This is a genomic window from Bradyrhizobium sp. USDA 4541 (genome assembly GCF_024171085.1).
Classification (GTDB): domain Bacteria; phylum Pseudomonadota; class Alphaproteobacteria; order Rhizobiales; family Xanthobacteraceae; genus Bradyrhizobium; species Bradyrhizobium australafricanum.
The window spans coordinates 4848529-4870528 of record NZ_JALJZF010000001.1 but is presented as its reverse complement, the minus strand read 5'-3'; the positions used below and the strand labels follow the sequence as shown (position 1 = coordinate 4870528).

Sequence of the window (22000 nt, the reverse complement as noted above, 5' to 3'; positions counted from 1 at the left end):
TGACACTGTAAAGATTTCGCTTGACGCCTCCGTTGCCCACCATTAGGGTATCTTTACACTGTAAAGATAAGCCTATGAGGCTCACCATGACGATCTTCCTGATCCTCGCTCCCTACGGCGCCTTCGCCATGCTGATGCTGGTGACCTCGGCCACGGTGAGCCTGCTCAGTGCCGCCCTGATCTGCCTCGCTGCCATCGCGTTCGATGTCGCGCGCGGCCGCAGCATCAAGATCCTCGGCGTCGGTTCGGTCGTCATCTTCGCCGCGATCGGCTCCTACCTCACCTTCGTCGATGCGACGCTGAGCAACACCGCGGTGAAGATCGCGGTCGATGCCGGCATCCTGCTGGTGTCGCTCGGCTCGATCATGATCGGCCGTCCCTTCACGCGGCAATATGCGCTGGAGCAGGTCGATGCCGAGACCGCGAAGCTGCCCGGCTTCCTCCATGCCAACTACCTGATCACCGGCGCCTGGACCGCCGCGATGCTGCTCATGCTGATCGGCAACATTGCGGTGCTTTACGTGCCGGCGCTGCCGCTGTGGACCGGCCTCTTGATCGCCTTCGCCGCGCGCAATGCCGCGGTCGGCTTTACCCACTGGTATCCGCACTATCGCGCGGCCAAGGACGCGACGCCGCCAGCCGGCGCGCTGCCCTCACGCTAGACGCTGCCATAACAACATCACCACAATCATCCCGAGGAAACGGAAACCACGACGATGAAGAGCGTATTTGCCAGGCTTGCGAGCGACTTCCTCTCCACCATCGTCTTCCTGGTGGTCTATTTCGCCACCGACAATGTCCTGATCGCCACCGGCGTTGCGATCGCGGGCGCGATCGCGCAAGTGGTCTATGCGCGCGTCAAGGGACAGGCGCTCGGCTACATGACCTGGGCGAGCCTTGGGCTGGTGATCGTGCTCGGCGGTGCGACGCTTTTCACCAACGATCCGCGCTTCGTGCTGGCGAAGCCCGCGATCGGCCACATCGCGATCGGCGCGATCATGCTCAAGCGCGGCTGGATGCTGCGCTATCTGCCGCCGATCGTGACCGAGACAATTCCGGAATACGCCACCCTCGCCGGCTACGCCTGGGCCGGGCTGATGTTCATTCTCGCCGCCGGCACCGTTGCGATCGCGGCGACCGGCGACATGAAGCTGTGGGCGTTCTACGTGTCGGTGGTGCTGGTCGGCGCCAAGATCGCCGCCTTCGCGATCCAGTATGTCGCCTTCCGCGTCCTGGTCGGAAGCCGGCTGCGCGCCGCCGCCCGCGCCTGATCGCCGCAGCCGCGAACTAGGCGCGCGCGGCAAGATGGGCTATACCCGCGCACGCGTTTTCTTCGCGCGAACGGTAGCCATTTCGCTTGAAGGCGCCTTACCTGGAGGGGAGACATCAATGGCGGTGGACGGAAACTGGAATCTCACGATGACGACGCCGATGGGCGAGCGCAAGGCGACGCTGTCGCTGGCAAGCTCGGGCGGCACGCTCACCGGCACGCAGGGCGCCGAGGGCAACTCCACCGAAATCTTCGACGGCACCGTGAACGGCGACGACGTCGCCTGGAAGGTTTCCATCACCAATCCGATGCCGCTGACGCTCGAATTCACCGGCAAGGTCTCCGGCGACGGCATCTCCGGCGAGATGGGCATCGGCCCGATGGGCAGCTTCCCCTTCACCGGCACGCGGGCATAACCGCGGCACACGCACACGCATGCGCATCTTGGCATCCGTTGCCGTCATGGCGTTATCAGCCACGACGGCTTCCGCGCAGCAAGCAAGCGAAGCCGAACCGGCGTGGCGCGCGAGCGCGGTCGCGCTGGTGCCGGCCGGATATGTTGCGGGCACCTCTTCCAGCACGGATGCCACCCGCACCACCGGCTACCTCGCGGTCTATGCCGCGAGCGCGGACGACCCGAAGACGCCGGCAAGCGTCTTCGCGCCGCGTCAGATGATGGTCCTGACGCTAAGCAAGGATGGTACGCGCGCGCTGTCGGCCGAATTGAAGCCGCGCGGTCCGAGCGACATCGCTGCCGGAAATGCCGACGGGGCGGACAATGACTTTGCCGCGCGCCAGGCCGAGCTTGACGCGAACCGAAACGCACTGCCCGCTGGCACCGAGCCATGCGACCTCGGCGCCTGGTCGGAGGACAAGGACCTCGCAGGCCTCAACGTGCGCGCCGAGCCGTCGGTGAAGGCACGCGTGCTCGGCAAGCTGCCGCCACCCTACCATCTCAAGATGGGCGGGGCCGAGAACACGCCGGAGGGCGGCTGGCTCACCGAGTTTCGTATCATCGGCTTCAAGGACGGCTGGTTTCTGATCGAAGGCGCGATGCCGCCGGGCAAGGCCTATGAAGATGACAAGCGCTATCCGCGCAACGCGCCAAAGCCTTATGCCGGGCGCGGATGGGTTGCCGCCAACAAGGTCGGCGCGAGCTACGCCAACGGCTACACCCGCATGGGCGGGCTGTTCCAGGCCCCCTTCGTCGACGCCAAATGGACGCCGGCGCTGCGCAAGCTCGGCGGTGAGTTCGATACCGACGATGGTCCGAAACGCATCCTCGCCTGCAGCGGGCACTGGGCGCTGGTGGAGAGCCATGACGGCGTGCGCGGCTGGTGGCGCAGCCTGTGCTCCAACCAGGTGACGAACTGCAGCTAGTGTCCCGAGTCACAAGTTCGCAATCATAGATTCGCAGTAGATTCGCGTCGCTGTGCCAAGGATGGAGGCAAACAGCGGCGGAGTCTCCAATGGCGGTCCAGCAACTTGCCCCCCTGATATTGAGTGATGATGAGCGGGCTGAACTGACGTCGCTGACGATGCGGCGGAAGACGGCTCAGGCGCTGGCTCTGAGAGCCCGGATCGTGCTGACCTGTGCGGAAGGTGGTCAGAACACGGAAGTGGCGGTCAAGCTCGGGCTGGACCGGCAGACCGTAGGCAAGTGGCGGCGGCGCTTTATGGCACAGCGTGTGGCCGGGCTGCACGACGAGCCGCGTTCCGGCGCGCCGCGCACGATTGACGATGCCCGCATCGAAGCCGTGATCGTGAGGACGTTGGAGAGTTGCCCTGAGAACGCCACTCATTGGAGCTCCCGCGACATGGCCAAGACCAGCGGCCTATCGGTATCGACGGTCCAACGCATCTGGCGGGCCTTCGGGCTCCAGCCGCACCGGATGGAGACGTTCAAGCTCTCGACCGATCCGAACTTCGTGGCCAAAGTGCGCGATGTCGTGGGCCTCTACGTCTCACCACCCGAGCACGCCATCGTTCTGTGTGTGGATGAGAAGTCCCAAATCCAGGCGCTGGACCGCAGCCAGCCGTTGCTGCCGATGCGTCCCGGCCAGGCGGCCCGAAGGAGCCATGACTACAAAAGGCATGGCACCACATCGTTGTTCGCCGCCCTCGATATTGCGACGGGACGGGTCATCGGCAAATGCTACGGGCGCCACCGCACCGCCGAGTTCCGCAAGTTCCTTGACGAGATCGAGGCTGCCGTACCGCGCGAACTCGACGTCCATCTCGTCATGGACAATTACGTCACGCACAAGACCCCAATGATCCGGAGATGGCTCGCCAAAAGGCCGCGTTGGCACGTGCACCTGACCCCGACCAGTTCGTCATGGCTCAACCAAGTCGAGCGCTTCTTCGCGCTCCTCACCGATAAGAAGATCAGGCGCGGCGTCTATCGCAGCGTAGCCGCCCTCAGGGCGGACATCGCCTCGTTCATCGAACGACACAACGCCGATCCAAAACCGTTCCGATGGACCAAATCCGCCGATGATATCCTTGCTTCCATCGAGCGCTTCTGCCGTTACAATGCCCCGGCAAAACAAGCCCCGATGTTGCGAACTTCTGGTTCAGGACACTAGAACCAGATCTGCATCGGCAGATCGTACGCGTCTCGCGGCGGCGCTTCGGGAACGCTTCCGCATGGTTCGCGCGCAGCCAGCGCCACTGCACACGCATCCAGCACATCGTCGCGCTTCGCGCCGGTGCCGGTCCGAACTTCCGTCAGCCAGCGATCGATCTCGCGGAAGCCTGATCGCTTCAGCAGCCTGCGTCGGAGCGCATCGCCCTCCTCCGACTTCTTGCGCGGCAGAGACGCATCGCCGTTCAGCCGCAGGAACACCAGTTCGGGATGCACCTCGCGGATATCGCGCGTGGCGTTCGCGCGCACGAACGCATCGACCTCCATGATCTTCGGCCCAATGTGCCAGAGCTGGCGCGACACACGGGTCTGGCCGCGGCGCCGCGCTTCCTCGTTCGCCGCATCCGGATCATCAAACTCCTGCCACAGCCAGCGCCGCGCGCCGGTGAAGACGCGCGAGATGTGCGGGCGCAATCTTACGCGCGCGAGAAGGTCGCAATCGCGCTCGCCGTTATCGGTCATGCCGATCGGGATATCGATCCCGGCGCGATCGAACGGACGCGAAAGCGCGTCCGCGATGTCGCTGTGAAAGAAAATCGTACGCCGGTCGCCGTCGATGGTGACGGCGACCCAGCCCTTGGAAAACCCGTCGAGGCCGACCGCAATCAACCCAGGTTCAGTTCCTTGAAGAAGTCGTTGCCCTTGTCGTCGATGATGATGAAGGCCGGGAAGTCGACCACTTCGATGCGCCAGATCGCTTCCATGCCGAGCTCGGGATACTCGACCACCTCGACCTTCTTGATGCAGTGCTCGGCGAGGTTCGCCGCGGCGCCGCCGATCGAGCCGAGGTAGAAGCCGCCATGCTTCTTGCAAGCCTCGCGCACAGCGACCGCGCGGTTGCCCTTGGCAACCATCACCATCGAGCCGCCGGCCGCCTGGAACTGGTCGACGAAGGAATCCATGCGTCCCGCCGTGGTCGGGCCGAATGCACCGGAGGCGTAGCCATCGGGCGTCTTGGCGGGACCGGCGTAATAGACCGGATGGTTCTTGAAATAATCCGGCAACGGCTCGCCCTTCTCCAGCCGCTCGCGCAGCTTGGCGTGCGCCGAGTCGCGCGCCACGATCATGGTGCCGGTCATCGAGACGCGGGTCTTGATCGGATATTGCGACAGCGTCGCCAGGATCTCCTTCATCGGCTTGTTGAGGTCGATCTTGACGACCTCACCGCCGAGCGACTGCTCCACCGCAGGCAGATACTGCGCCGGGTTGTGCTCGAGCTCCTCGAGATAGACGCCGTCCCTGGTGATCTTGCCGAGCACCTGGCGGTCCGCCGAACAGGAGACGCCGAGCCCAATCGGCAGCGAGGCGCCGTGGCGCGGCATGCGGATCACGCGCACGTCATGGCAGAAATACTTGCCGCCGAACTGCGCGCCGACGCCGAGCGACTGCGTCATCTTGAGGATTTCCTGCTCCATCTCGAGATCGCGGAACGCATTGCCGTCGGCCGAGCCGTGGGTCGGCAGCGCGTCGAGATAGCGGGCCGAGGCAAGCTTCACGGTCTTCATGCAGAGCTCGGCCGAGGTGCCGCCGATCACGATCGCAAGGTGGTACGGGGGACACGCCGCGGTGCCGAGCGTCAGCACCTTCTCCTTCAGGAAGGCCAGCAGCCGGTCCTTGGTCAGCACCGAGGGCGTCGCCTGGAACAGGAAGCTCTTGTTGGCGCTTCCGCCGCCCTTGGCCATGAACATGAACTTGTAGGCATCATCGCCCTCGGCGTAAATCTCGCACTGCGCCGGCATGTTGTTGGCGGTGTTCTTCTCCTCATACATCGACAAGGGAGCTACCTGCGAGTAGCGCAGATTGCGGCGCAGATAGGCATCGCGCGCGCCTTCGGACAGCGCGGCCTCGTCGTCACCGTCGGTGATGACGTTGCATCCCTTCTTGCCCATGATGATCGCGGTGCCGGTGTCCTGGCACATCGGCAGCACGCCTCCGGCCGCGATGTTGGCATTCTTCAGGAAGTCGAAGGCGACGAACTTGTCGTTGTCGCTGGCTTCCTTGTCCTCGAGGATCGAGCGGAGCTGCTTCAGGTGGCCCGGCCGCAGATAGTGGTTGATGTCGCCGAAGGCTGCCTCGGAAAGCGCCCGCAGCGCCTCCCGCGACACCACAAGCATTTCCTTGCCCAACACCTTCTCGACCCGGACGCCCTCGCTCGTCACCTTCTTGTAGGGCGTGGTGTCGGCACCAAGCGGGAACAGAGGCGTGTGCTTGTAGGGCGGAACGGGCTTCTGCTGGTCGGGAAAAGCTGAGGGGGCGTTCATGAGCTGCTCGTCGGTTTCGAAAGGCCGGTGCCGGCCGCGGGGCCGCCGGCAATGTAGAGCCGTTCTAAGCCTTTTTCCGACAAAGGAAAGGGAAGCGGGCCGCCTTCCAGCCATGCGCGGGACCGGCAATCCGCGTGCTATGTTTCATGCCATCGTAATCCCAAGTTGCCACAACGCCGGCAAGCCGCGGAACGGCCAAGGAAACCATCAGGAAGCCATCAGGAGACCTTCATGAAGACAGCGCTTTTCGTCTGGTTCGCGGCGCTGGCCTTGTTGATCGCGATCCCGACCGGCGCCAATGCCGCCCGCCTCGGCAGGCCCTGCGGCGGCCTTGCCGGACTGCAATGCGGCAGTCGCGGCCAGTTCTGCCACTTCAAGCCCGGGACCTGCGGCCGCTTCGACCAGACCGGCACCTGCGCGTTCCGCCCGACGATCTGCAACAAGATCTTCAAGCCCGTATGCGGCTGCGACGGCAAGACCTATGGCAATGATTGCGAGCGCCGGGCCGCCGGGGCTTCCAAAGTGCAGGACGGCAGGTGCGCGTCCTGACGTGGCCATATTGACGCGCTCCGCGGGAGCCTGCATGTAGCTTCGCGTACTTTCATACCGCGGGGGGTATTTCGTGACAGCATCGTTGCGCCGACGCTTGCCTTTGAGCATCCGCTCCACTCTGCCGGCCGCGCTGATCGCGCTGGCGACGGTTTTCGTCGCAGCGACCGCGCATGCCGATCCCTGCGTTGATATCGCCAAGCAGCTCGCCGGCCAGATCGACGGACTGAAGGTCAATTTCAGCGCCGCCAACATCACCTACCTCACGCATCCGGCGGCAAAGGAATTGTCGCTCGGCTGCCGCGGCAAGGATTATTCGATCGAGCTCTACGCCAAGACCGATCGCAAGATGAAGCCGGAGTTCTTCAACCTGGTCGGCTCCGCCACCGCGCTGATCTTCACCGTGCCGAAGGACGACGCCGTCACCGGCACCTCGCGCTGCCTGAAGCGCATGGGCATCTTGCGCGGCAACACCATCACGATGCGCTATCGCCGCCTCAACCTCGAATGCACCCGCAACAAGACCGACGCCTCGATCACGGTTCGCCGCGGCAACAACGAGTGATCAGCCTTCGCTGGTGATGCGCGCGATGGCGTCGAGCACCCGGCCCCATCCCGGGCTCATCATGTCGAAGGCGAAGCGGTTGCCCGGCAGCACGAAGCCGTCATGCACCATCCGCAGATGGGTGCCGCCCTCGACCGGCGTCAGCGTCCAGGTGACGATCGTGTCGAGCTTCGAGCCGTATTCCGGATTGGTATCAGCACCGCCCTTCCAGGAGTAGCGCAACAGGCGCGGCGGATCGCAATCCAGCACCTCGCAATGCACGACACCGTCCCAGTCGCCCATCGGCTTGGTGTGGAAATTGAAGCGATGGCCAACGGCCGGCACGAAATCGTTCGGCATCAGCCATTTCGCGATCCGATCGCTCGTCGTCAGCGTTTGCCAGATCTTCTCGGCCGCGTAGGGCAGCATTTTCTCGACCGTGATCGCGTGCGTCTCACCCATCACTCACTCTCCTTCAACAGCCGTTCCAGATTTGCGAAGCGCTCGGCCCAGAACGTCTCGTAGTGGCCGAGCCAGTCGATCAGCGGACCGAGCCCCTTCGGCGCGATGCGATAATGGATATGCCGGCCCTCGCGGCGCTCGGCGACCAGCCCGGCATCGCGCAGCGCGCGCAGATGTTGCGACACCGCCGGCTGCGACACCTTTGAACCCTGCACCAGGCCGGTCGCGGCGATCTCGCCTTCCCGCGCAATCCGCTCAAACACCGCCCGCCGCGTCGGGTCCGCGAGGGTCTTCAACACATCGGTCAGCTGCGTGGCGGCGGGCATGAAAATATATAAGCAATTGCTTATATGACTGTCAATACAGTCGCGACGCTGGAACGTCTCGCCTGCTCCGAAAGTTGATCGCTGCGGTCGCATGTTTGCCGGGAAAAGGGTGCGATAATATCGACTGGAATCGTGCGGAGCCGCCCATGATCGCAAAGCTCCTTCTGCAGAATACCTTCTTCGTCATCACCATGGCCGTGCTGCTGTTTGCCTTCGCAGGTACGCTGCACTGGCCCGGCGCGTGGGTCTATCTGATCGCCTCGGCCGTGATCGGCCCGGCCTGCGGGCTCTGGCTCGCCAAGGTCGATCCCGGGCTGCTGGCCGAGCGCATGCGCCTCACCGCGCGTGAAGGCCAGCCCACCGAGGACAAGCGGTTCATGCTGGTGTTCCTGGTCGTTGCCGTGCTGTGGTTCGTCGCGATGGGGCTCGAGCGGCGCTTTGGCGGCGTCAATGACGGCGTGCCGCTGATCGTGCTCGGCCTTGTGCTGTATCTGGTCTCGACCGTGGCGATCCTGTGGGTGTTCCGCACCAACTCGTTCGCCGCGCCAGTCGTGAAGGTGCAGACCGAGCGCGACCATCACGTCATCTCGACCGGTCCCTACGCGCTGGTCCGCCATCCGATGTATACGAGCGTGATGCTGTTCTTCATCGGCGTGCCGCTGACGCTCGGCTCCTGGTGGGGCCTCGCCTTCGTGCCGGTGTTCTTCGTGATGTTTGCGATCCGCACCCGGATTGAGGAGCGCACGCTGGTGACGGGATTGTCAGGCTACGCCGATTATACGGCACGGGTGCGCTACCGCCTCGTGCCCGGGCTGTGGTGAGGGATCATCATGGCGGAGAAGACCTACACCGGCGGTTGCCATTGCGGACAGGTCCGCTTCGAATGCACCACCGATATGGCCATGGTGACGGCCTGCAACTGCTCGATCTGCACCAAGAAGGGCCTGCACTTCGTGTTCATGCCGCCGTCGAGCTTCCAGCTTCGCGCCGGCGCCGAGAACCTCAAGGAATATCTCTTCAACCGCCATGCGATCCGCCATCAACTTTGCGTCGATTGCGGCGTCGACGTGTTCGCGCGCGGCAAGAAGCCCGACGGCACCGACATCGTGGCGCTGAATGTCAGCTGCATCGATGGCATCGATCTGTCGAGGATCGCGATGACGCCGGTGGATGGGCGGAGCCGGTAGCCTTCCACGCCGTCATTCCGGGGCACGCGGAGCGTGAACCCGGAATCCAGAGATTGTGGCGCGAGATTCCGGGTTCGCTTCGCGCCCCGGAATGACGGCGATCACAAATCCAGCGCCTTGTAGCGCCGGAAAATGCCCTCTTCGTTGAAAGGAATCCGCCGCTCGCTGGCCAGATACGTCTGGATGTTCGGCCGCTCGGCGACGCGATCGCGCAGCGCGATCAGGCGCGGGATATTCTTCTCGAATGCCGCCATCCGCTTCGGAAACGCGTAGCGCAGGCCGTCCACGATCTGGAACAGCGACAGGTCGGCGTAGGTCAGCCGGCGGCCGGTGACGAACGCACCTCGGTTGGCCTGCACGAGATCCTCGAAATAGCCGAGATATTTCGGCACCCGCGAATCCCAGAACTCCTCGGAGCGTTTCTTCGCCGGCGCCTTCTGGTCCTCGTAATACAGCGATGGCCCGAGCGGATGATGGGTATCGTGGATCTCCAGCACGAAGTCCGCGATCGTCAGCTGCAGCTGGTGCACCCAGAGCTTTCCGCCCTCCGCCTTCGGCGCCAGGCCGTGGCGCGCGCCGAGATAGAGCAGGATATTGGCGGTCTGCCCGATCACGAGACTGCCGGCCTTGAGGAACGGCGGCGCGAAGGGCGGCGTGCCCTTGTGTGCCTCCATCATCTTCGTCATGGCACCCATGCCGCCCTTGGCGCGCGCGACATCGGTGTAGCCGGCGCCCGCATCCTCGAGCGCGAGGCGGACATATTCGCCGCGGCCCTGGATCATCGGCCAGTAGTAAAGCTGATAGTGCATGCACATACCTCCGAAAACTTCGCCGCATCGCTTCGCTTCACCTCGATCGTAGCCACGCCGCGGTCAGATCGTCCATCGCGCACCGCTGCCTGTGCGAACCGCACAGAGGCTGCTAAGGTTCCAACGTCGAATCTTTCGATGAGGGATCATCTTATGGCGGACAGCAAGAAGAAGCGGGGCGCGGCAGACCGCGCTCTGATCGCGTTGAGCGAGTCCTACGAAGTTGCGTACTGGTCCAAGAAGTTCAAGGTCACGCCGGCGAAGCTGAAGGCCGCGGTCAAGAAGGTCGGGCATTCCGCCAAGAAGGTGGAAGGCCATTTCAAGGAGCAGCGCCACAAGGCCGCCGACCGCGCGCGGATCGCGATCAGCGAGCCCTACGAGGTCCGCTACTGGTCGAAGAAGTTCAAGGTGACCCCTGCCCGGCTCAAGACCGCGGTCGCCGCGGTCGGACATTCCTCGAAGAAGGTCGAAGCCTATTTCGCGGCGAAGAAAAAAACCGCGAAGAAAAAGAAGGCCGCGAAGAAGACCGCAAAGAAGACCGTCAAGCGCAAAAAGAGCTGAGCGCGATCGTGCTATCCCGTCATTGCGAGGCGCGAGGCGACGAAGCAATCCATCGCTCCGGGCCTATGGTAGGATGGATTGCGTCGCTGCACTCGCAATGACGAAGCAGATGCGCTCTCTCAGTTCGCCGCGAAGCAGTACAGCAGGCCGTCGCCGCCGGTGCTCTTCAGGTCAGCCTGCGAGCAGCCGCCGTCGGGACCGCGCGAGGGATGCGACGTGTTCCAGGATTTTGACGGCTCGTCGTCGCGCAGGCCCTTGCGGTCGAAGTGCCCGAGCATGGCGGCGCCTTGTGTGCTGCTTGTCCAGTTCTTGCAGGTGCGGTCCTCGCCGGCCGCAAATGCCGTACCGTCTGCTTGCGACCCCGTCAGCACGTCGTGGCGGTTCGGCGTGTCGCCGGCACCGTTGACGACCTCGCCCTTCTCGGACAGGGCGGTCTGCTTGGTGAGATTGTTGCCGGCGCTGTGCAGGTCGGCGACGTCCTTGGCGACCACGACGCCCTTTACATTCTTCCACGGTCCCTTGCCGATACGATCGCGCGCATTCTCCGCTGCCTTGCCGTCGGCCGCCTGGGTCGAGAGATAGGCGCGCCAGGTCTTCGGCGCGCCGAAGCCGGCGGCCTGCGCCAGCGTCTGGCAATGATTGTCGGCGCCGGCGAGCCCGCCGAGATTGCCGCCGTTGCCGATGCCGTTGCTGGTCAGGAAGAAGCTGGTGTCGGCGGTCTGCGCCGCCGCCGGCGGCGCGGCCACGACGACGAACGCAAGACAGGCCGGAACCGCGATATGCGCAACGATCTTCATCTCAATCCTCCCGATGGTTGTTATGGTCCGCTGAGATCAACCCGCAGGCCCTCCGGATATTCCGGCGCCGCGACATGTGAATGAAGGCACAAAACAAAGGCGCCGCGGACGAGGCCGCGGCGCCTTGTATCTGTCATTCTCCGGCAACCGATCAGTTGGTCTGCTGGATCGCCGAAAGCTCCCAATTGCCGCCGCGCTGGCGTACGAAGGTCCAGACCTCAGTGACCTCCTCCGGCTGCGTGCTGCCGCCGACCTGACGGCCGGTGCCGCGCTCGAGCGTGGTGTCGACCAGCGAGTAGCGCATCGCGACCGTCGCATACTCGCTGTCGCCTTCGCGCCAGGCTTCCGCCAGATCGCCCTGCAGCAGCTTCACATTGGTCACCTTGTTGGTGACGTTGCGCGCCTTGTTCTCCTCGAGATCCTTCGAGAAGTACGACACCATCTCCGGCGTCGCGAGCGTGTGCAGCTTCGCGATGTCCTCGTTCGACCACGCGGTCTGGATGTCGCCGAGCAGCCGTTCGAACGTCTCATAGTCGCCCGGCGCGATCTCGACCGGCGCATTCGATCCGCCGCCGAGCCCGAAGCCCGAGCGGGCGTTCGCCTGCGGACCGGGGCCGACGTCGGGGCCACCGGCATAGGCGGCCGCCGGCGTGTTGCGGCGCTGCCACCACGACATCGCAAGGCGAACCACGAGCACGATCAGACCGATCTGCAGCAAGAGGCCGAGCATCGACGACAGGCCGCCGAGACCCGAGAACAGCCCGCCGCCGAACAGCATGCCGAACAGGCCGGCGCCAAGGAAGCCCGCGGCCAGGCCGCCGAGCAGGCCGCGGCCCATTCCACCGCGACCGAACAGGCCGCCGGAATTCGCCGCCGCCGGCGAGCCCATGTTCGGGCTACCAGGCTGGCTGAAGGTGCGGTTCATCGGCGCAACCGAGCCCGGCGCCGTGTTGGTCGAGGGCGGCGCGGAGAATGTCCGCGAGCCGCGCGAGCCGCCGCCGCCAACGCGGGCGTCGGCCGCCGAAACGGTCATCATCACGGGCAGCGCCAGTGCCATCGCGACAGCGATCGCCCGAACAATTCCACGCGTGCGTTGCGAGAAATTCATGTTGGTTTCCTCAAAGGATTCCCCGGCATGGGGAAACGCCCCTAAGATGGGCAGGGACGGTTAAAAGTGAAGCGGGAAACGGGAACCGCGGCTGCGGCCCTCGGTCGCGGAGATGTGACACTATGGTCCTTGTGGATGCGACGCGCGTCCTACCGCGGGATGAGGCCCGGTTTCAACCACAGTTACCGCGGAATTTCGCCTCGCACTTGCGAGAAGTAAAGCCGGTTGCCGCGGCAACCGGCTAGTTCGCCGTCATGGTTTCCTTCACCGCGGCGACCAGCTGCGTCAACGTGAAGGGTTTCGGCAGGAACGCGAACTGCTGGTTCTCCGGCAGGCTCTTCTCGAAGGCGTCCTCGGCATAGCCTGAGACGAAGATGATCTTCAGCTCCGCGTTGCGGCTGCGCATTTCCTTCAGCAGCGTCGGGCCGTCCATCTCCGGCATCACGACGTCGGAGACGACGAGATCGACGGCGCCGTTCTTCTCCTCGAACGCCTCCAGCGCCTCGACGCCGTTCGCCGCCTCGATCACGCTGTAGCCGCGCGAACGCAGGCCGCGCGCATTGAGCGAGCGCAAACCGTCCTCGTCCTCGACCAGCAGGATGGTGCCCTGCCCGGTCAGGTCCGGCTTCGGCTTGGCGGCTTCCGTGACGGCGGCGGTTTCCTTGGCCGCACCGTTGCCGGCCTGGGCCTCCGGTGCGACCTCCTGCTGCTGGCGATGCCGCGGCAGATAGATCCGGAACGTGGTGCCGCCGCCCGGCACGGAATCGACATAGACGAAGCCGCCGGTCTGCTTGACGATGCCGTAGACCGTGGACAGGCCGAGACCGGTCCCCTTGCCGACTTCCTTGGTCGAGAAGAACGGCTCGAAGATCTTGTCGATGATCTCGGCCGGAATGCCGGTGCCGGTGTCGGCGATCTCGATCTTCACATAGTCCGCCGCCGGCATGCCCTTGTTCGCGAGTTGGGCGGCTTCCTCGGTCGGCACATTGGCGGTGCGGATGATCAGCTTGCCGCCGTCGGGCATCGCATCGCGCGCGTTGACCGCGAGATTGACCACCACCTGCTCGAACTGCGAGACGTCGACCTTCACCGGCCACAGGTCGCGGCCATGCACGAGGTCGAGTTTGACCTTCTCGCCGATCAGCCGGCGCAGCAGCATTGTGAGGTCGCTCAATGCATCGCCGAGATCGAGCACCTGCGGCCGCAGCGTCTGGCGGCGCGAGAATGCAAGCAGCTGCCGCACCAGCGTCGCGGCGCGGGTGGCGTTCTGCTTGATCTGCATGATGTCCTGGAACGACGGGTCGGTCGGCTTGTGCGCGTTCAGCAGGAAGTCGTTGGCCATCATGATGGCCGACAGCACGTTGTTGAAGTCGTGCGCGATGCCGCCGGCGAGCTGGCCGACCATCTCCATCTTCTGCGACTGGTTGATCTGGTTTTCCAGCGCGCGCCGCTCGGTGGTTTCGAGCATGTAGACGATCGCTGTCTCGGCGTCGCGCTCGTCCTTCTCGACGGTGGTGACGAAGAACTGGGCAAAGCGCTCCTTGGGCCCGTCGAGCATCACCTCGACCGGCGCGATGTCGCCCTGGCCCTCGGCCGCCTGGTTGATCGCGGCGATCAGCAGGCCGCGGTCGCGCGGATTGACGGCGCGGAAGATCGACTTGGCGGCGCCGCCGTCGCCGTTCAGGCCCTGCGCCAGCTTGGCATAGCGCGCATTGGCGCCGACCACATTGCCGCCGCGATCGACGGTCGCGATCGCCATCGGCGTATGGTCGAAGAAACGCATGAAGCGCACCTCGGCGGCGCGCTCCGGATCAGAATGCTCGTCGCGGGCGCGGCTGATCACCAGCGTGCGCGAGGCGCCCGCCGCGCCGTCGGAGCCGAAAGCGAGCTTGTGATAGAGCCGCACCGGCACGGTCTTGCCGCCGCGCATCCGCAGGTCGATGTCGAACACCTCGGTCTTGACCTCGCCCGGCACCGCCGCAATCGAGGTCAACAGCGCCGCGCCGTCGCCCGAGACGATGTCGGTCAGTTTCAGGCCGCCCGAGCCGATCTCGGCCAGATCGTAGTCCAGCCAGTTGGCCAGCGTGGCGTTGACATAGGCGATCTCGCCGGCCGGATTGACCGAGAAGAAGCCGCATGGCGCGTGATCGAGATATTCGATCGCGTGCCGCAACTCCTGGAACACGTCTTCCTGGCGCTCGCGGTCGCGGGTGACGTCGGCGATCGACCAAACCGCATATTTCGCATCGCGCTTGCCCTCGCCGAGCGGGCGTACCCGCAGGCGCAGCCAGCGGCCCTGGCCGGCCTCGTGGCCGGCGAGGCGGACCTCCTCCTGCTGCCGCTTGCCCTCGCGCGCAGCCTTCAAAAGGCGGAACACGGCCTCGGAGACGTCGGGGTTGCCGATGAAGACGCGCTCGACCGGACGGACCTCCTGCGGCCCGGCCGCGCCGGTCAGCGTGAGATAGGCGGCGTTGGAATAGACCACGTGGCCGCGGGAGTCGGTGACGACGAGCCCTTCCTGGGCCTGGTCGGCGATCCGCGCCATCACCGGATCATCGGTGGCGCGGTCGGAGAAGCGGATGATGCCGGCGGCAAGGGCGAACAGGTTGAACAGCCCGACGGTGGCGAGCAGCGCCAGCACGCCGAGAATATAGGGCTGCGCCTCGGTGCGGCCGATGGTCATCAGCCAGACCGCCACCGCGACGATGCCGGCGGCGATCAGGACCACCAGCAGGATGCTGCCGTTCCGCCGCGCTGGCCCGTGGGCCACGAAAGGCTCGGTCACGGAAGGATCGTTGCTATCGGCGGTCATCTGGAGAGACATGGCTCGTCTGCATCACGAAGGCGACCGGCCGGCCACCTCGCCCCTGAGTGCCTGAATCGGACCCGAAAACGCAAGTCCAACAGGCGGCAATTTCGCAAGTTACGCGCATTCAAGCGGGTTTTCCGCCCCTTACTGCCGCAGGCCGGACAGGCCGCGCCTCAGCCGCATCACGTAGCCGATGATTTCGGCAACCGCGTGATAGTGCTCGACCGGGATCTCCCGGTCGAGCTCGACCGTCGCATAGAGCGCCCGGGCCAGCGCCACGTTCTCCACGATCGGAATGTCGTGCTCCTTGGCGATCTCGCGGATCTTGAAGGCAAGATTGTCGACGCCCTTGGCGACGCAGATCGGCGCCGACATGCTGCGGTCGTAGGCCAGCGCCACCGAATAGTGGGTCGGGTTGGTGATGATCACCGAGGCCTTCGGAACCTGGGCCATCATGCGCTTCTTGGCGCGCTGGACCCGCAATTGCTTGATCCTGCCCTTGACGTGCGGGTCGCCTTCCGACTGCTTGAACTCCTCCTTCATCTCCTGCAGCGACATCTTGTGACGCTCGTACCAGGTCCGGTACTGGAAGAAGTAATCGGCGATCGCGACCGCAGCGAGGATGGCCACCACCGCCGCCAGCAGATGCACCGTCATGCCGGTGATGGCGGGCAGCAGCTCGGCCGGATCGACCCGCAGGAAGGATTCCATCCGCATCCGGTCGGGCCACAGCACCGCGACCATCACGGCGCCGAGCGCAATCAGCTTGAACAGGCCCTTCAGGAAATTCGCCACCGCCTGCTTGCCGAACAGCCGCTTGAAGCCGGCAGCCGGCGAGATCTTGGAGAATTTCGGCTTCAGCTGCTCGCCCGACCACACCAGCTGATGCTGCACCATGTTGCCCGCGATCGCGGCCAGCGCCAGCAACAGGAACGGCACGCCGATCGCGGCGACCACCGCGTAGCCGAGCGACTGGGTCAGCGCCAGCAGGCCGGCACCGTCGGTGCGGATCATCCATGAATTGGCAATCAGGTTACGCAGCGGCATCAGGATGCCGCTGCCGATCGAACCCGAGAAGGTCGACAACACCAAGGTGCCGCCGGCGATCACGAACCAGGTGTTGACCTCCTGGCTCTTGGCGACGTCACCTTTCTCGAGGGCTTCATCGAGACGTTTTTGCGTAGGGTCTTCTGTTTTGTCTTCGGTATCGTCCGCCACTGCTTCTCCACCTAGTTCATCGGAGCGAGCTGGCGCATGACGCCGAGGAAATAGTCGAGATAGGTGTTCATCATCGCGGCGAGCACGACGCCGAAGATCAGGAACCCGACCATGATCGAGAGCGGCACGCCGACGAAATAGACCTGCATCTGCGGCATCAGCCGCGCCAGCACGCCAAGCCCGATGTTGAAGACCAGGCCGAACACCAGGAACGGCGCGGACAGCTGCAGGCCGATCTTGAAGGCGGCGGAGAAGGCCGAGGTCGCAAGCGCTGCGACATCGCCGGTCGGCATGATCTCGCCCGGCGAGAAGATGCGGTAGCTCTCGCTCAGCGCCGCAATGACGAGATAGTGGCTGTCGGTCGCAAACAGCAGCGTGAGGCCGAGGATGGTGAGGAAGTTGCCGATAATCTGGCCCTGCTGCCCCTGGGTCGGATCGACCGCGGTGACGAAGCCGAGGCCGAGCTGCTGCGCGATCACGGAGCCCGCGACGTTGAGCGCCGACAGCGTCACCCGCGCGGTCGCGCCGAGCACGATGCCGATGATGAGCTCATGCACCATCAGGACGCCGAGCGAGGAGATCGACGTCAGGTCGACATGATAGGCGTTGCGATGCAGGGGAAGGATGATCAGCGTCAGCAACAGCGCGATCGACAGTTTGACCCGCGCCGGGATGTTGCTCTCGCCGAAACCGGGCAGCAGCATCACCATCGCGCCCACGCGCGCGAAGACCAGCACGAAGATCGCGGCCAGCGCCGGCAGCAGGGAGACATCGATGCGCATGACCGCGGCATTAGTGCATCAACCGCCGATGATTCGCGATGAAATCCGCATCATGTGGCTACTGAGCGAGTCCGCCATGAACGGCAGCGCCAGCAGCAATGTGACGAAGATCGCGAGGATCTTCGGCACGAAAATCAGGGTCTGCTCCTGGATCTGCGTCAGCGCCTGGAACAGCGACACCACGACGCCGACCACGAGGCCGACCACCATCAGGGGCGATGACACCACCACGATGGTCCAGATCGCATCGCGCGCCACGTCGAGGGTTTCGGGGCCGGTCATTGTTGAGTTCTCGCTGTCAGTTGTTTGCACCGTCGTTCCGGGGCGATGCAACGCATCGAACCCGGAACCTCGAGATCTTTGATGTGCAATTGCACATCTGAGGCTCGATGCTGCGCATCGCCCCGGGATGACGTCGCAAGCGACGTCAGATCGGCATCTTCATGATGTCTTCATAGGCCTGGATCACGCGGTCGCGCACCGAGACCAGCGTCGACACCGCAACGTCGGTGTCGGCGACCGCCGTCACCACATCCATCACGTTCGCCTTGCCCGAGGTCATCGCCATGGTCTGCGCGTCGGACTTCTTGCCCGCCTCCAGGACGCTGCCGACGGAGTCCTTCAGCAGCGCGCTGAAGGATGGGCCGGCGACGGCCTGCCCGGCCTTCTCGGCGCCGCCGCGCTCCATCATCTTGGCGAGGTTGGCGTAGGCGTTGGCGGCGACTGTCGGTGAAGCCATGATTTACGTTCCCTGTTCTTGTTGCGTCAGGACTTGAGGATGTCGAGCGTGCGCTGGATCATCCGCCGCGTCGCGCTGATGATGTTGAGGTTGGCCTCGTAGGAGCGCTGGGCGTCGCGCATGTCGGTCATTTCGACCATCGCATTGACGTTCGGATATTTGACGTTGCCCGAGGCGTCCGCCGCCGGATTGCCCGGCTCGTGCTTGACCCGGAACGAAGACTGGTCGGGGCGGATCCGGCCCAGCGCCACGACCTGGGCGTCGAGCGTGCGATCGAGCGTGGAGGAGAAGGTCGGCACCTTGCGGCGGTAAGGGTCGCCGCCCGCGGTCTGCGCCGTCGAATCGGCATTGGCGATATTTTCCGAGATCACCCGCATGCGCCCCGCCTGCGCCCGCAGGCCTGAGGTTGCGATGCTCATCGAGCGGGCGAAATCGCTTGTTCCATCTGCCATGGGATCCTCCTGCCGCCGTCAGGCGGGCTAACCCTTGCTCTAGCCCTTGCCGATCGCAGTCTTCAGCAGATGCAGGCTGCGGCTGTAGAGCGAGGTGACGGCCGCATAGTCCATCTGGTTGGCCGACACTTTCAGCATCTGCTCCTCGAGATTGACCGCGTTGCCGGCCGGACGGGTCTGGAACCCGCTCTTGCCGCGATCGTTGTCGAAGCTGTCGGGCGCGCCGGACGCCGCCATGTGGGTAGCGCTGGTCTGCATCATCGGCAGCGTCCCCACGCCGCCGCCAACCGTGGCGCCGGCCCGGTCGAACTTCGGCTCGGCCAGGTCCCGCGGCCGGAAGTTCGGCGTGTCGGAATTGGAAATGTTCTCGGCGAGCACCCGCTGGCGCTCCTGGTGCCACTGCATCTTGGTGCGCAACGCCGACAGGATCGGGAGATCGTTCATGGCCATCGCCGCGGCTCCGTTAACCTCAGGGCTCTTCCGAGGTAGGCAGAATTTGCCCGGTGTATGGTTAACGGGTGGTTAAAATGCCGGACGGATCCGTGGAGAACGCCGCAACTGCGGCCTGCGAGCGCATTTTCGCCACGAATGCTGCGTTAACCAGCACAAACCAAGACAGCGTGGGGCGCTGAGAAGTCGTTTTGGGACAAGCGATTCTTGGTTTATTAATAGAACAGTGGGCTGCAAGCCGCTGGGAATTAAGAAATAAGGCGAATCTCCGGCGCGATTCGCTGCGCAAACCGCACCTATCAATCCGCGCCCGTTGATGGCGAAAGCTGAGGAAGGCCAAGATGGCCGGGGACTCCAATATGCAGGTCATTACATTCGTCTTGGCATTCGTTGTCGTGCTGGCGCTGATCGGCGTGACCGCATGGCTCGTCCGCCGCTTCGCCGGAAACCGCCTCGGGGCCAACGCCAACCGCGGGCGCATGCCGCGCCTGGCGGTGATCGACGCTGCCGCCGTTGACGGGCGGCGCCGCCTGGTGCTGGTCCGCCGCGACAACATCGAGCATCTCCTGATGATCGGCGGCCCCACCGATATCGTCGTCGAGCCGAATATCGTCCGCGCGATGCCCGCGCGCGATCAAATGTCGACCCGCCCCGCGGTCGCAGCCGATGCCGCGCCGCCGCGCGTGGCGCCGCTTCCGGATGCAGCCTGGAACGAGAGCGAAGCCGCCCGCTCCGACAATTTCGACCTTCCCGAGCCGGAGCTGCCGCCGCGTCAGACACGGCCCTCCTTCGCCGACGAGCTGCGCCGGCCCGCGCCGCCGATCGCCGAGCGTCGCAGCGATCCGCTCGCGGGCTTCACGCCCGAACGCGGCGAGCCGCGGCCCGATCCGATGCCGCCACGCCTGCCGCCGCGCTCCGAGCCGGTCGTCCCGCGTCCGCCGCGCGGCACCGCCGAGCCGCCGAAGGCGCCGCCACCGCTGCGCACAACCGAGCGCGCCGTGACGCCGCCGCCACCGCCTCCCCAGGCACCGCCGCCGGCTGCAACGCAGGCGCCTCCGGCTCCGCCGCCTCCATCGAACGCCGACGCCAATCTCGCCGAGATGGCGCAACGGCTCGAAGCGGCGCTGCGCCGCCCGACCGGCGCCGGCGAGACCGTCGCGCCGCCGGTTGCGCCCGAGGCGCCGCCGGCGCGCCCGCAGCGCAGCGAGCCGCCCGCCCCGCCCGCCGGCGGACAGAAGAGCGGGTTCGAAAATCTCGAGGACGAGATGGCCTCGCTGCTCGGCCGACCGAAGAATCCTTCGTGAGGCCAAGGGCAGTCCCGCGTAGAGTTTTTTTCATCGCTGTCCTGATCGCCGCCGGATCCCTCGCTGATCCGGCGATGGCGCAGGATATCAGCATCAATCTCGGCGGCGGCAATGGCGGCGTGACCGAGCGCGCGATCCAGCTGATTGCGCTGCTGACGGTGCTGTCGATCGCGCCGTCGATCCTGATCATGATGACGTCGTTCACGCGCATCGTGGTCGTGCTGTCGCTGCTGCGCACCGCGCTCGGCACCGCCACCGCGCCGCCGAACTCGGTGATGATCGCGCTTGCGATGTTCCTCACCGCCTTCGTGATGGGGCCGGTGCTGCAGAAATCCTATGACGACGGCATCAAGCCGCTGGTCGCCAACCAGATCGGCGTTGAGGACGCGTTGCAGCGCGCCTCGGTCCCCTTGCGCGGCTTCATGCAGAAGAACGTCCGCGAGAAGGATTTGAAGCTGTTCATGGACCTCTCGGGCGAGCCGCCGCCGGCGACGCCGGAGGAGATGTCGCTGCGCATCCTGGTGCCGGCCTTCATGATCTCCGAGCTGAAACGCGCCTTCGAGATCGGCTTCCTGCTGTTCCTGCCGTTTTTGATCATCGACCTCGTGGTCGCCTCGGTCCTGATGTCGATGGGCATGATGATGCTGCCGCCGGTAGTGGTCTCGCTGCCGTTCAAGCTGATCTTCTTCGTGCTGGTCGACGGCTGGGCCCTGGTCGCCGGCAGCCTGGTGCAGAGTTACGGCGGGTAGCGCCCTGCGAAACATTCATGGCCCGTCAGCTGGATCGGCCACACCGTTGCACTATCATGCGCGGCACCGCATCCAGGGAGCCGCGCCGTGCAGCAGCCATTCGACCGCGCCGCAGAAGATCTCGGCAACGCCATCCATCTCGAACATGTCAACGTGCAGGTGCCGGACCAGCGCCTCGCCACGCTGTTCTACGTCGCCGGCATCGGGCTGACGCGCGATCCCTATCTGATGGTCTCCGACAGCAACATGTGGGTGAATGTCGGCCGCAGCCAGTTTCACCTGCCGAGCGGCCGCCAGCAGGTGCTGCGCGGCCACACCGGCATCGTGATCGCCGGGCGGCAGGCCCTGCTGCAGCGGCTCGCCGCGGTCGCGCCCAAGCTCGAGGGCACCGCGTTCAGCTATCGCGAGCGCAACGATCACGTCGAGGCCACCTGCCCCTGGGGCAACCGGCTACGCTGCTTCGAACCGGACGCCGAACGGTTCGGGCGCATCGCGCTCGGCATGCCCTATGTCGAGTTCGAGGTGCCGCGCGGCACGGCTGAGGCGATCAGCCGGTTCTATCCTGAGATCATGGGCATCCCCGCCAGCGTCGTGAACGGCGACGACGTCGTCGCGCGCGCAAAAGTCGGCAAGGATCAGTATCTGCAATTCCGCGAGAGCGACGCTGCGCAGGGCGAATTCGACGGCCATCACATCCAGATCTACATCACGGACTTCTCGGGCCCCTACCGGCGACTGCGCGAGCGTAATCTGGTCTCACGCGAGGACAATCAATACCAGTACCGCTTCTGCGACATCGTCGATCCGGCCGACGGCCGGCATCTGTTCACCGTCGAGCACGAGGTGCGCAGCGCTACCCACCCGATGTATCTGCGGCCACTGGTCAATCGCAATCCGGCGCAGACCAACCCCACCTTCGCCAACGGCTACGACCAGGCGCCGTGGGCGATGGGGCCGGACCAGTATGACGGCTGAG

The 22000-nt window shown here is 65.0% G+C and carries 27 protein-coding genes; 13 read left to right on the top strand and 14 right to left on the bottom strand.

Annotation, left to right across the window (positions count from 1 at the left end; genetic code table 11):
• Positions 1 to 86: 86 nt before the first annotated feature.
• The 5 genes from J2R80_RS22885 (at position 87) to J2R80_RS22865 (ending at position 3858) form a co-directional block, all read left to right on the top strand.
• A complete protein-coding gene (locus J2R80_RS22885) occupies positions 87 to 662 on the top strand; it encodes a hypothetical protein (protein WP_076825824.1) in 576 nt (191 codons plus the stop codon).
• A 54-nt stretch (positions 663 to 716) separates the two neighbouring features.
• Positions 717 to 1271 carry an inner membrane-spanning protein YciB gene (locus tag J2R80_RS22880; RefSeq protein ID WP_076825607.1) on the top strand — a complete coding sequence of 185 codons (555 nt, stop codon included), beginning with the start codon at positions 717 to 719 and terminating at the stop codon, positions 1269 to 1271.
• 118 nt (positions 1272 to 1389) lie between these two features.
• Positions 1390 to 1686: a hypothetical protein gene (locus J2R80_RS22875; RefSeq protein ID WP_028337138.1), complete on the top strand. Its 297-nt coding sequence runs from the start codon at positions 1390 to 1392 to the stop codon at positions 1684 to 1686.
• A gap of 19 nt (positions 1687 to 1705) precedes the next feature.
• A complete protein-coding gene (locus tag J2R80_RS22870) occupies positions 1706 to 2650 on the top strand; it encodes an SH3 domain-containing protein (protein WP_309143769.1) in 945 nt (314 codons plus the stop codon).
• A gap of 89 nt (positions 2651 to 2739) precedes the next feature.
• On the top strand, positions 2740 to 3858 hold the full coding sequence (locus J2R80_RS22865) for an IS630 family transposase (protein ID WP_141343495.1): 1119 nt from the start codon (positions 2740 to 2742) through the stop codon (positions 3856 to 3858).
• Here J2R80_RS22865 and J2R80_RS22860 read toward each other — a convergent pair.
• Both J2R80_RS22860 and J2R80_RS22855 read right to left on the bottom strand, forming a co-directional pair.
• Positions 3855 to 4526 (bottom strand): DUF429 domain-containing protein, encoded by a 672-nt coding sequence (locus tag J2R80_RS22860; protein ID WP_076825609.1) that lies wholly within the window; start codon positions 4524 to 4526, stop codon positions 3855 to 3857. The two genes, J2R80_RS22865 and J2R80_RS22860, sit on opposite strands and share 4 nt — an antisense overlap.
• Positions 4523 to 6178 (bottom strand): fumarate hydratase, encoded by a 1656-nt coding sequence (locus tag J2R80_RS22855; RefSeq protein ID WP_076825611.1) that lies wholly within the window; start codon positions 6176 to 6178, stop codon positions 4523 to 4525. Before J2R80_RS22855 ends, J2R80_RS22860 begins: the two co-directional genes overlap by 4 nt.
• Before the next feature lie 231 nt (positions 6179 to 6409).
• On the opposite strand from J2R80_RS22855, the gene J2R80_RS22850 reads away from it, so the two are divergent.
• Together J2R80_RS22850 and J2R80_RS22845 are read left to right on the top strand one after the other, a co-directional pair.
• On the top strand, positions 6410 to 6727 hold the full coding sequence (locus J2R80_RS22850; protein ID WP_253589875.1) for a Kazal-type serine protease inhibitor family protein: 318 nt from the start codon (positions 6410 to 6412) through the stop codon (positions 6725 to 6727).
• 109 nt (positions 6728 to 6836) lie between these two features.
• On the top strand, positions 6837 to 7292 hold the full coding sequence (locus J2R80_RS22845; protein ID WP_371852106.1) for a hypothetical protein: 456 nt from the start codon (positions 6837 to 6839) through the stop codon (positions 7290 to 7292).
• Here the strand turns inward: J2R80_RS22845 and J2R80_RS22840 are convergent, their stop codons facing one another.
• Positions 7293 to 7733, bottom strand: coding sequence for an SRPBCC domain-containing protein (locus J2R80_RS22840; RefSeq protein WP_076825617.1), 441 nt, complete (start codon positions 7731 to 7733; stop codon positions 7293 to 7295). It abuts the gene before it with no gap.
• Complete coding sequence (locus J2R80_RS22835) at positions 7733 to 8059, bottom strand: helix-turn-helix transcriptional regulator (RefSeq protein ID WP_028339820.1); 327 nt, start codon at positions 8057 to 8059, stop codon at positions 7733 to 7735. The genes J2R80_RS22840 and J2R80_RS22835 overlap by 1 nt, the downstream gene beginning before the upstream one ends.
• A 146-nt stretch (positions 8060 to 8205) precedes the next feature.
• Here J2R80_RS22835 and J2R80_RS22830 point away from each other — a divergent pair, with 146 nt between their 5' ends.
• Positions 8206 to 8880, top strand: coding sequence for an isoprenylcysteine carboxylmethyltransferase family protein (locus tag J2R80_RS22830; RefSeq protein ID WP_057018340.1), 675 nt, complete (start codon positions 8206 to 8208; stop codon positions 8878 to 8880).
• 9 nt (positions 8881 to 8889) lie between these two features.
• Positions 8890 to 9246 (top strand): GFA family protein, encoded by a 357-nt coding sequence (locus J2R80_RS22825; protein WP_076825621.1) that lies wholly within the window; start codon positions 8890 to 8892, stop codon positions 9244 to 9246.
• A gap of 101 nt (positions 9247 to 9347) precedes the next feature.
• On the opposite strand, the gene J2R80_RS22820 is transcribed toward J2R80_RS22825, so the two are convergent.
• Positions 9348 to 10055 carry a glutathione S-transferase gene (locus J2R80_RS22820; RefSeq protein ID WP_253589874.1) on the bottom strand — a complete coding sequence of 236 codons (708 nt, stop codon included), beginning with the start codon at positions 10053 to 10055 and terminating at the stop codon, positions 9348 to 9350.
• Between the two features lie 153 nt (positions 10056 to 10208).
• Between J2R80_RS22820 and J2R80_RS22815 the strand changes: the two genes are divergently transcribed.
• Entirely contained in the window at positions 10209 to 10616 is a 408-nt protein-coding gene (locus J2R80_RS22815; RefSeq protein WP_076825623.1) for a DUF3606 domain-containing protein, read from the top strand.
• A 119-nt stretch (positions 10617 to 10735) separates the two neighbouring features.
• Here J2R80_RS22815 and J2R80_RS22810 read toward each other — a convergent pair whose 3' ends face one another.
• The 9 genes from J2R80_RS22810 to flgB form a co-directional block, all read right to left on the bottom strand.
• Complete coding sequence (locus J2R80_RS22810) at positions 10736 to 11413, bottom strand: lectin (protein ID WP_076825625.1); 678 nt, start codon at positions 11411 to 11413, stop codon at positions 10736 to 10738.
• Between the two features lie 151 nt (positions 11414 to 11564).
• A complete protein-coding gene (locus J2R80_RS22805; RefSeq protein ID WP_253639460.1) occupies positions 11565 to 12521 on the bottom strand; it encodes a Tim44-like domain-containing protein in 957 nt (318 codons plus the stop codon).
• A 241-nt stretch (positions 12522 to 12762) separates the two neighbouring features.
• The gene (gene cckA, locus J2R80_RS22800; RefSeq protein WP_253641020.1) at positions 12763 to 15333 is read right to left on the bottom strand and encodes a cell cycle histidine kinase CckA; all 2571 of its coding nucleotides are present in this window, start codon (positions 15331 to 15333) and stop codon (positions 12763 to 12765) included.
• 141 nt (positions 15334 to 15474) lie between these two features.
• Positions 15475 to 16548, bottom strand: a complete 1074-nt coding sequence (gene flhB / locus J2R80_RS22795; RefSeq protein WP_057018335.1) for a flagellar biosynthesis protein FlhB — start codon at positions 16546 to 16548, stop codon at positions 15475 to 15477.
• Positions 16549 to 16559: 11 nt separating this feature from the next.
• The gene (gene fliR / locus J2R80_RS22790) at positions 16560 to 17330 is read right to left on the bottom strand and encodes a flagellar biosynthetic protein FliR (protein ID WP_016844767.1); all 771 of its coding nucleotides are present in this window, start codon (positions 17328 to 17330) and stop codon (positions 16560 to 16562) included.
• Between the two features lie 18 nt (positions 17331 to 17348).
• A complete protein-coding gene (fliQ, locus tag J2R80_RS22785) occupies positions 17349 to 17612 on the bottom strand; it encodes a flagellar biosynthesis protein FliQ (RefSeq protein WP_016844766.1) in 264 nt (87 codons plus the stop codon).
• Between the two features lie 145 nt (positions 17613 to 17757).
• Positions 17758 to 18069 carry a flagellar hook-basal body complex protein FliE gene (gene fliE, locus J2R80_RS22780; protein ID WP_057018333.1) on the bottom strand — a complete coding sequence of 104 codons (312 nt, stop codon included), beginning with the start codon at positions 18067 to 18069 and terminating at the stop codon, positions 17758 to 17760.
• 26 nt (positions 18070 to 18095) lie between these two features.
• Positions 18096 to 18521 carry a flagellar basal body rod protein FlgC gene (gene flgC, locus J2R80_RS22775; protein ID WP_018272466.1) on the bottom strand — a complete coding sequence of 142 codons (426 nt, stop codon included), beginning with the start codon at positions 18519 to 18521 and terminating at the stop codon, positions 18096 to 18098.
• 39 nt (positions 18522 to 18560) lie between these two features.
• Entirely contained in the window at positions 18561 to 18971 is a 411-nt protein-coding gene (gene flgB, locus J2R80_RS22770; protein WP_076825629.1) for a flagellar basal body rod protein FlgB, read from the bottom strand.
• Positions 18972 to 19330: 359 nt separating this feature from the next.
• Here flgB and J2R80_RS22765 point away from each other — a divergent pair, with 359 nt between their 5' ends.
• The 3 genes from J2R80_RS22765 to J2R80_RS22755 all read left to right on the top strand — a co-directional run bounded on the left by J2R80_RS22765 (position 19331) and on the right by J2R80_RS22755 (position 21999).
• Positions 19331 to 20275, top strand: a complete 945-nt coding sequence (locus J2R80_RS22765; RefSeq protein WP_253589872.1) for a flagellar biosynthetic protein FliO — start codon at positions 19331 to 19333, stop codon at positions 20273 to 20275.
• Positions 20272 to 21024: a flagellar type III secretion system pore protein FliP gene (gene fliP, locus J2R80_RS22760; RefSeq protein ID WP_253589871.1), complete on the top strand. Its 753-nt coding sequence runs from the start codon at positions 20272 to 20274 to the stop codon at positions 21022 to 21024. Before J2R80_RS22765 ends, fliP begins: the two co-directional genes overlap by 4 nt.
• An 87-nt stretch (positions 21025 to 21111) precedes the next feature.
• Positions 21112 to 21999, top strand: coding sequence for a hypothetical protein (locus tag J2R80_RS22755; RefSeq protein ID WP_253589870.1), 888 nt, complete (start codon positions 21112 to 21114; stop codon positions 21997 to 21999).
• The last annotated feature ends 1 nt before the right edge of the window (position 22000 follow it).

Excerpts from the sequence above, each read along its gene's own strand:
- J2R80_RS22885 (WP_076825824.1), top strand. The coding sequence starts at position 87 with ATGACGATCTTCCTGATCCTCGCTCCCTACGGCGCCTTCGCCATGCTG.
- J2R80_RS22880 (WP_076825607.1), top strand. The coding sequence starts at position 717 with ATGAAGAGCGTATTTGCCAGGCTTGCGAGCGACTTCCTCTCCACCATC.
- J2R80_RS22875 (WP_028337138.1), top strand. The coding sequence starts at position 1,390 with ATGGCGGTGGACGGAAACTGGAATCTCACGATGACGACGCCGATGGGC.
- J2R80_RS22870 (WP_309143769.1), top strand. The coding sequence starts at position 1,706 with ATGCGCATCTTGGCATCCGTTGCCGTCATGGCGTTATCAGCCACGACG.
- J2R80_RS22865 (WP_141343495.1), top strand. The coding sequence starts at position 2,740 with ATGGCGGTCCAGCAACTTGCCCCCCTGATATTGAGTGATGATGAGCGG.
- J2R80_RS22855 (WP_076825611.1), bottom strand. The coding sequence starts at position 6,178 with ATGAACGCCCCCTCAGCTTTTCCCGACCAGCAGAAGCCCGTTCCGCCC.
- J2R80_RS22850 (WP_253589875.1), top strand. The coding sequence starts at position 6,410 with ATGAAGACAGCGCTTTTCGTCTGGTTCGCGGCGCTGGCCTTGTTGATC.
- J2R80_RS22840 (WP_076825617.1), bottom strand. The coding sequence starts at position 7,733 with ATGGGTGAGACGCACGCGATCACGGTCGAGAAAATGCTGCCCTACGCG.
- J2R80_RS22835 (WP_028339820.1), bottom strand. The coding sequence starts at position 8,059 with ATGCCCGCCGCCACGCAGCTGACCGATGTGTTGAAGACCCTCGCGGAC.
- J2R80_RS22830 (WP_057018340.1), top strand. The coding sequence starts at position 8,206 with ATGATCGCAAAGCTCCTTCTGCAGAATACCTTCTTCGTCATCACCATG.
- J2R80_RS22825 (WP_076825621.1), top strand. The coding sequence starts at position 8,890 with ATGGCGGAGAAGACCTACACCGGCGGTTGCCATTGCGGACAGGTCCGC.
- J2R80_RS22820 (WP_253589874.1), bottom strand. The coding sequence starts at position 10,055 with ATGCACTATCAGCTTTACTACTGGCCGATGATCCAGGGCCGCGGCGAA.
- J2R80_RS22815 (WP_076825623.1), top strand. The coding sequence starts at position 10,209 with ATGGCGGACAGCAAGAAGAAGCGGGGCGCGGCAGACCGCGCTCTGATC.
- J2R80_RS22810 (WP_076825625.1), bottom strand. The coding sequence starts at position 11,413 with ATGAAGATCGTTGCGCATATCGCGGTTCCGGCCTGTCTTGCGTTCGTC.
- J2R80_RS22805 (WP_253639460.1), bottom strand. The coding sequence starts at position 12,521 with ATGAATTTCTCGCAACGCACGCGTGGAATTGTTCGGGCGATCGCTGTC.
- cckA (WP_253641020.1), bottom strand. The coding sequence starts at position 15,333 with ATGACCGCCGATAGCAACGATCCTTCCGTGACCGAGCCTTTCGTGGCC.
- fliR (WP_016844767.1), bottom strand. The coding sequence starts at position 17,330 with ATGCGCATCGATGTCTCCCTGCTGCCGGCGCTGGCCGCGATCTTCGTG.
- fliQ (WP_016844766.1), bottom strand. The coding sequence starts at position 17,612 with ATGACCGGCCCCGAAACCCTCGACGTGGCGCGCGATGCGATCTGGACC.
- fliE (WP_057018333.1), bottom strand. The coding sequence starts at position 18,069 with ATGGCTTCACCGACAGTCGCCGCCAACGCCTACGCCAACCTCGCCAAG.
- flgC (WP_018272466.1), bottom strand. The coding sequence starts at position 18,521 with ATGGCAGATGGAACAAGCGATTTCGCCCGCTCGATGAGCATCGCAACC.
- flgB (WP_076825629.1), bottom strand. The coding sequence starts at position 18,971 with ATGGCCATGAACGATCTCCCGATCCTGTCGGCGTTGCGCACCAAGATG.
- J2R80_RS22765 (WP_253589872.1), top strand. The coding sequence starts at position 19,331 with ATGCAGGTCATTACATTCGTCTTGGCATTCGTTGTCGTGCTGGCGCTG.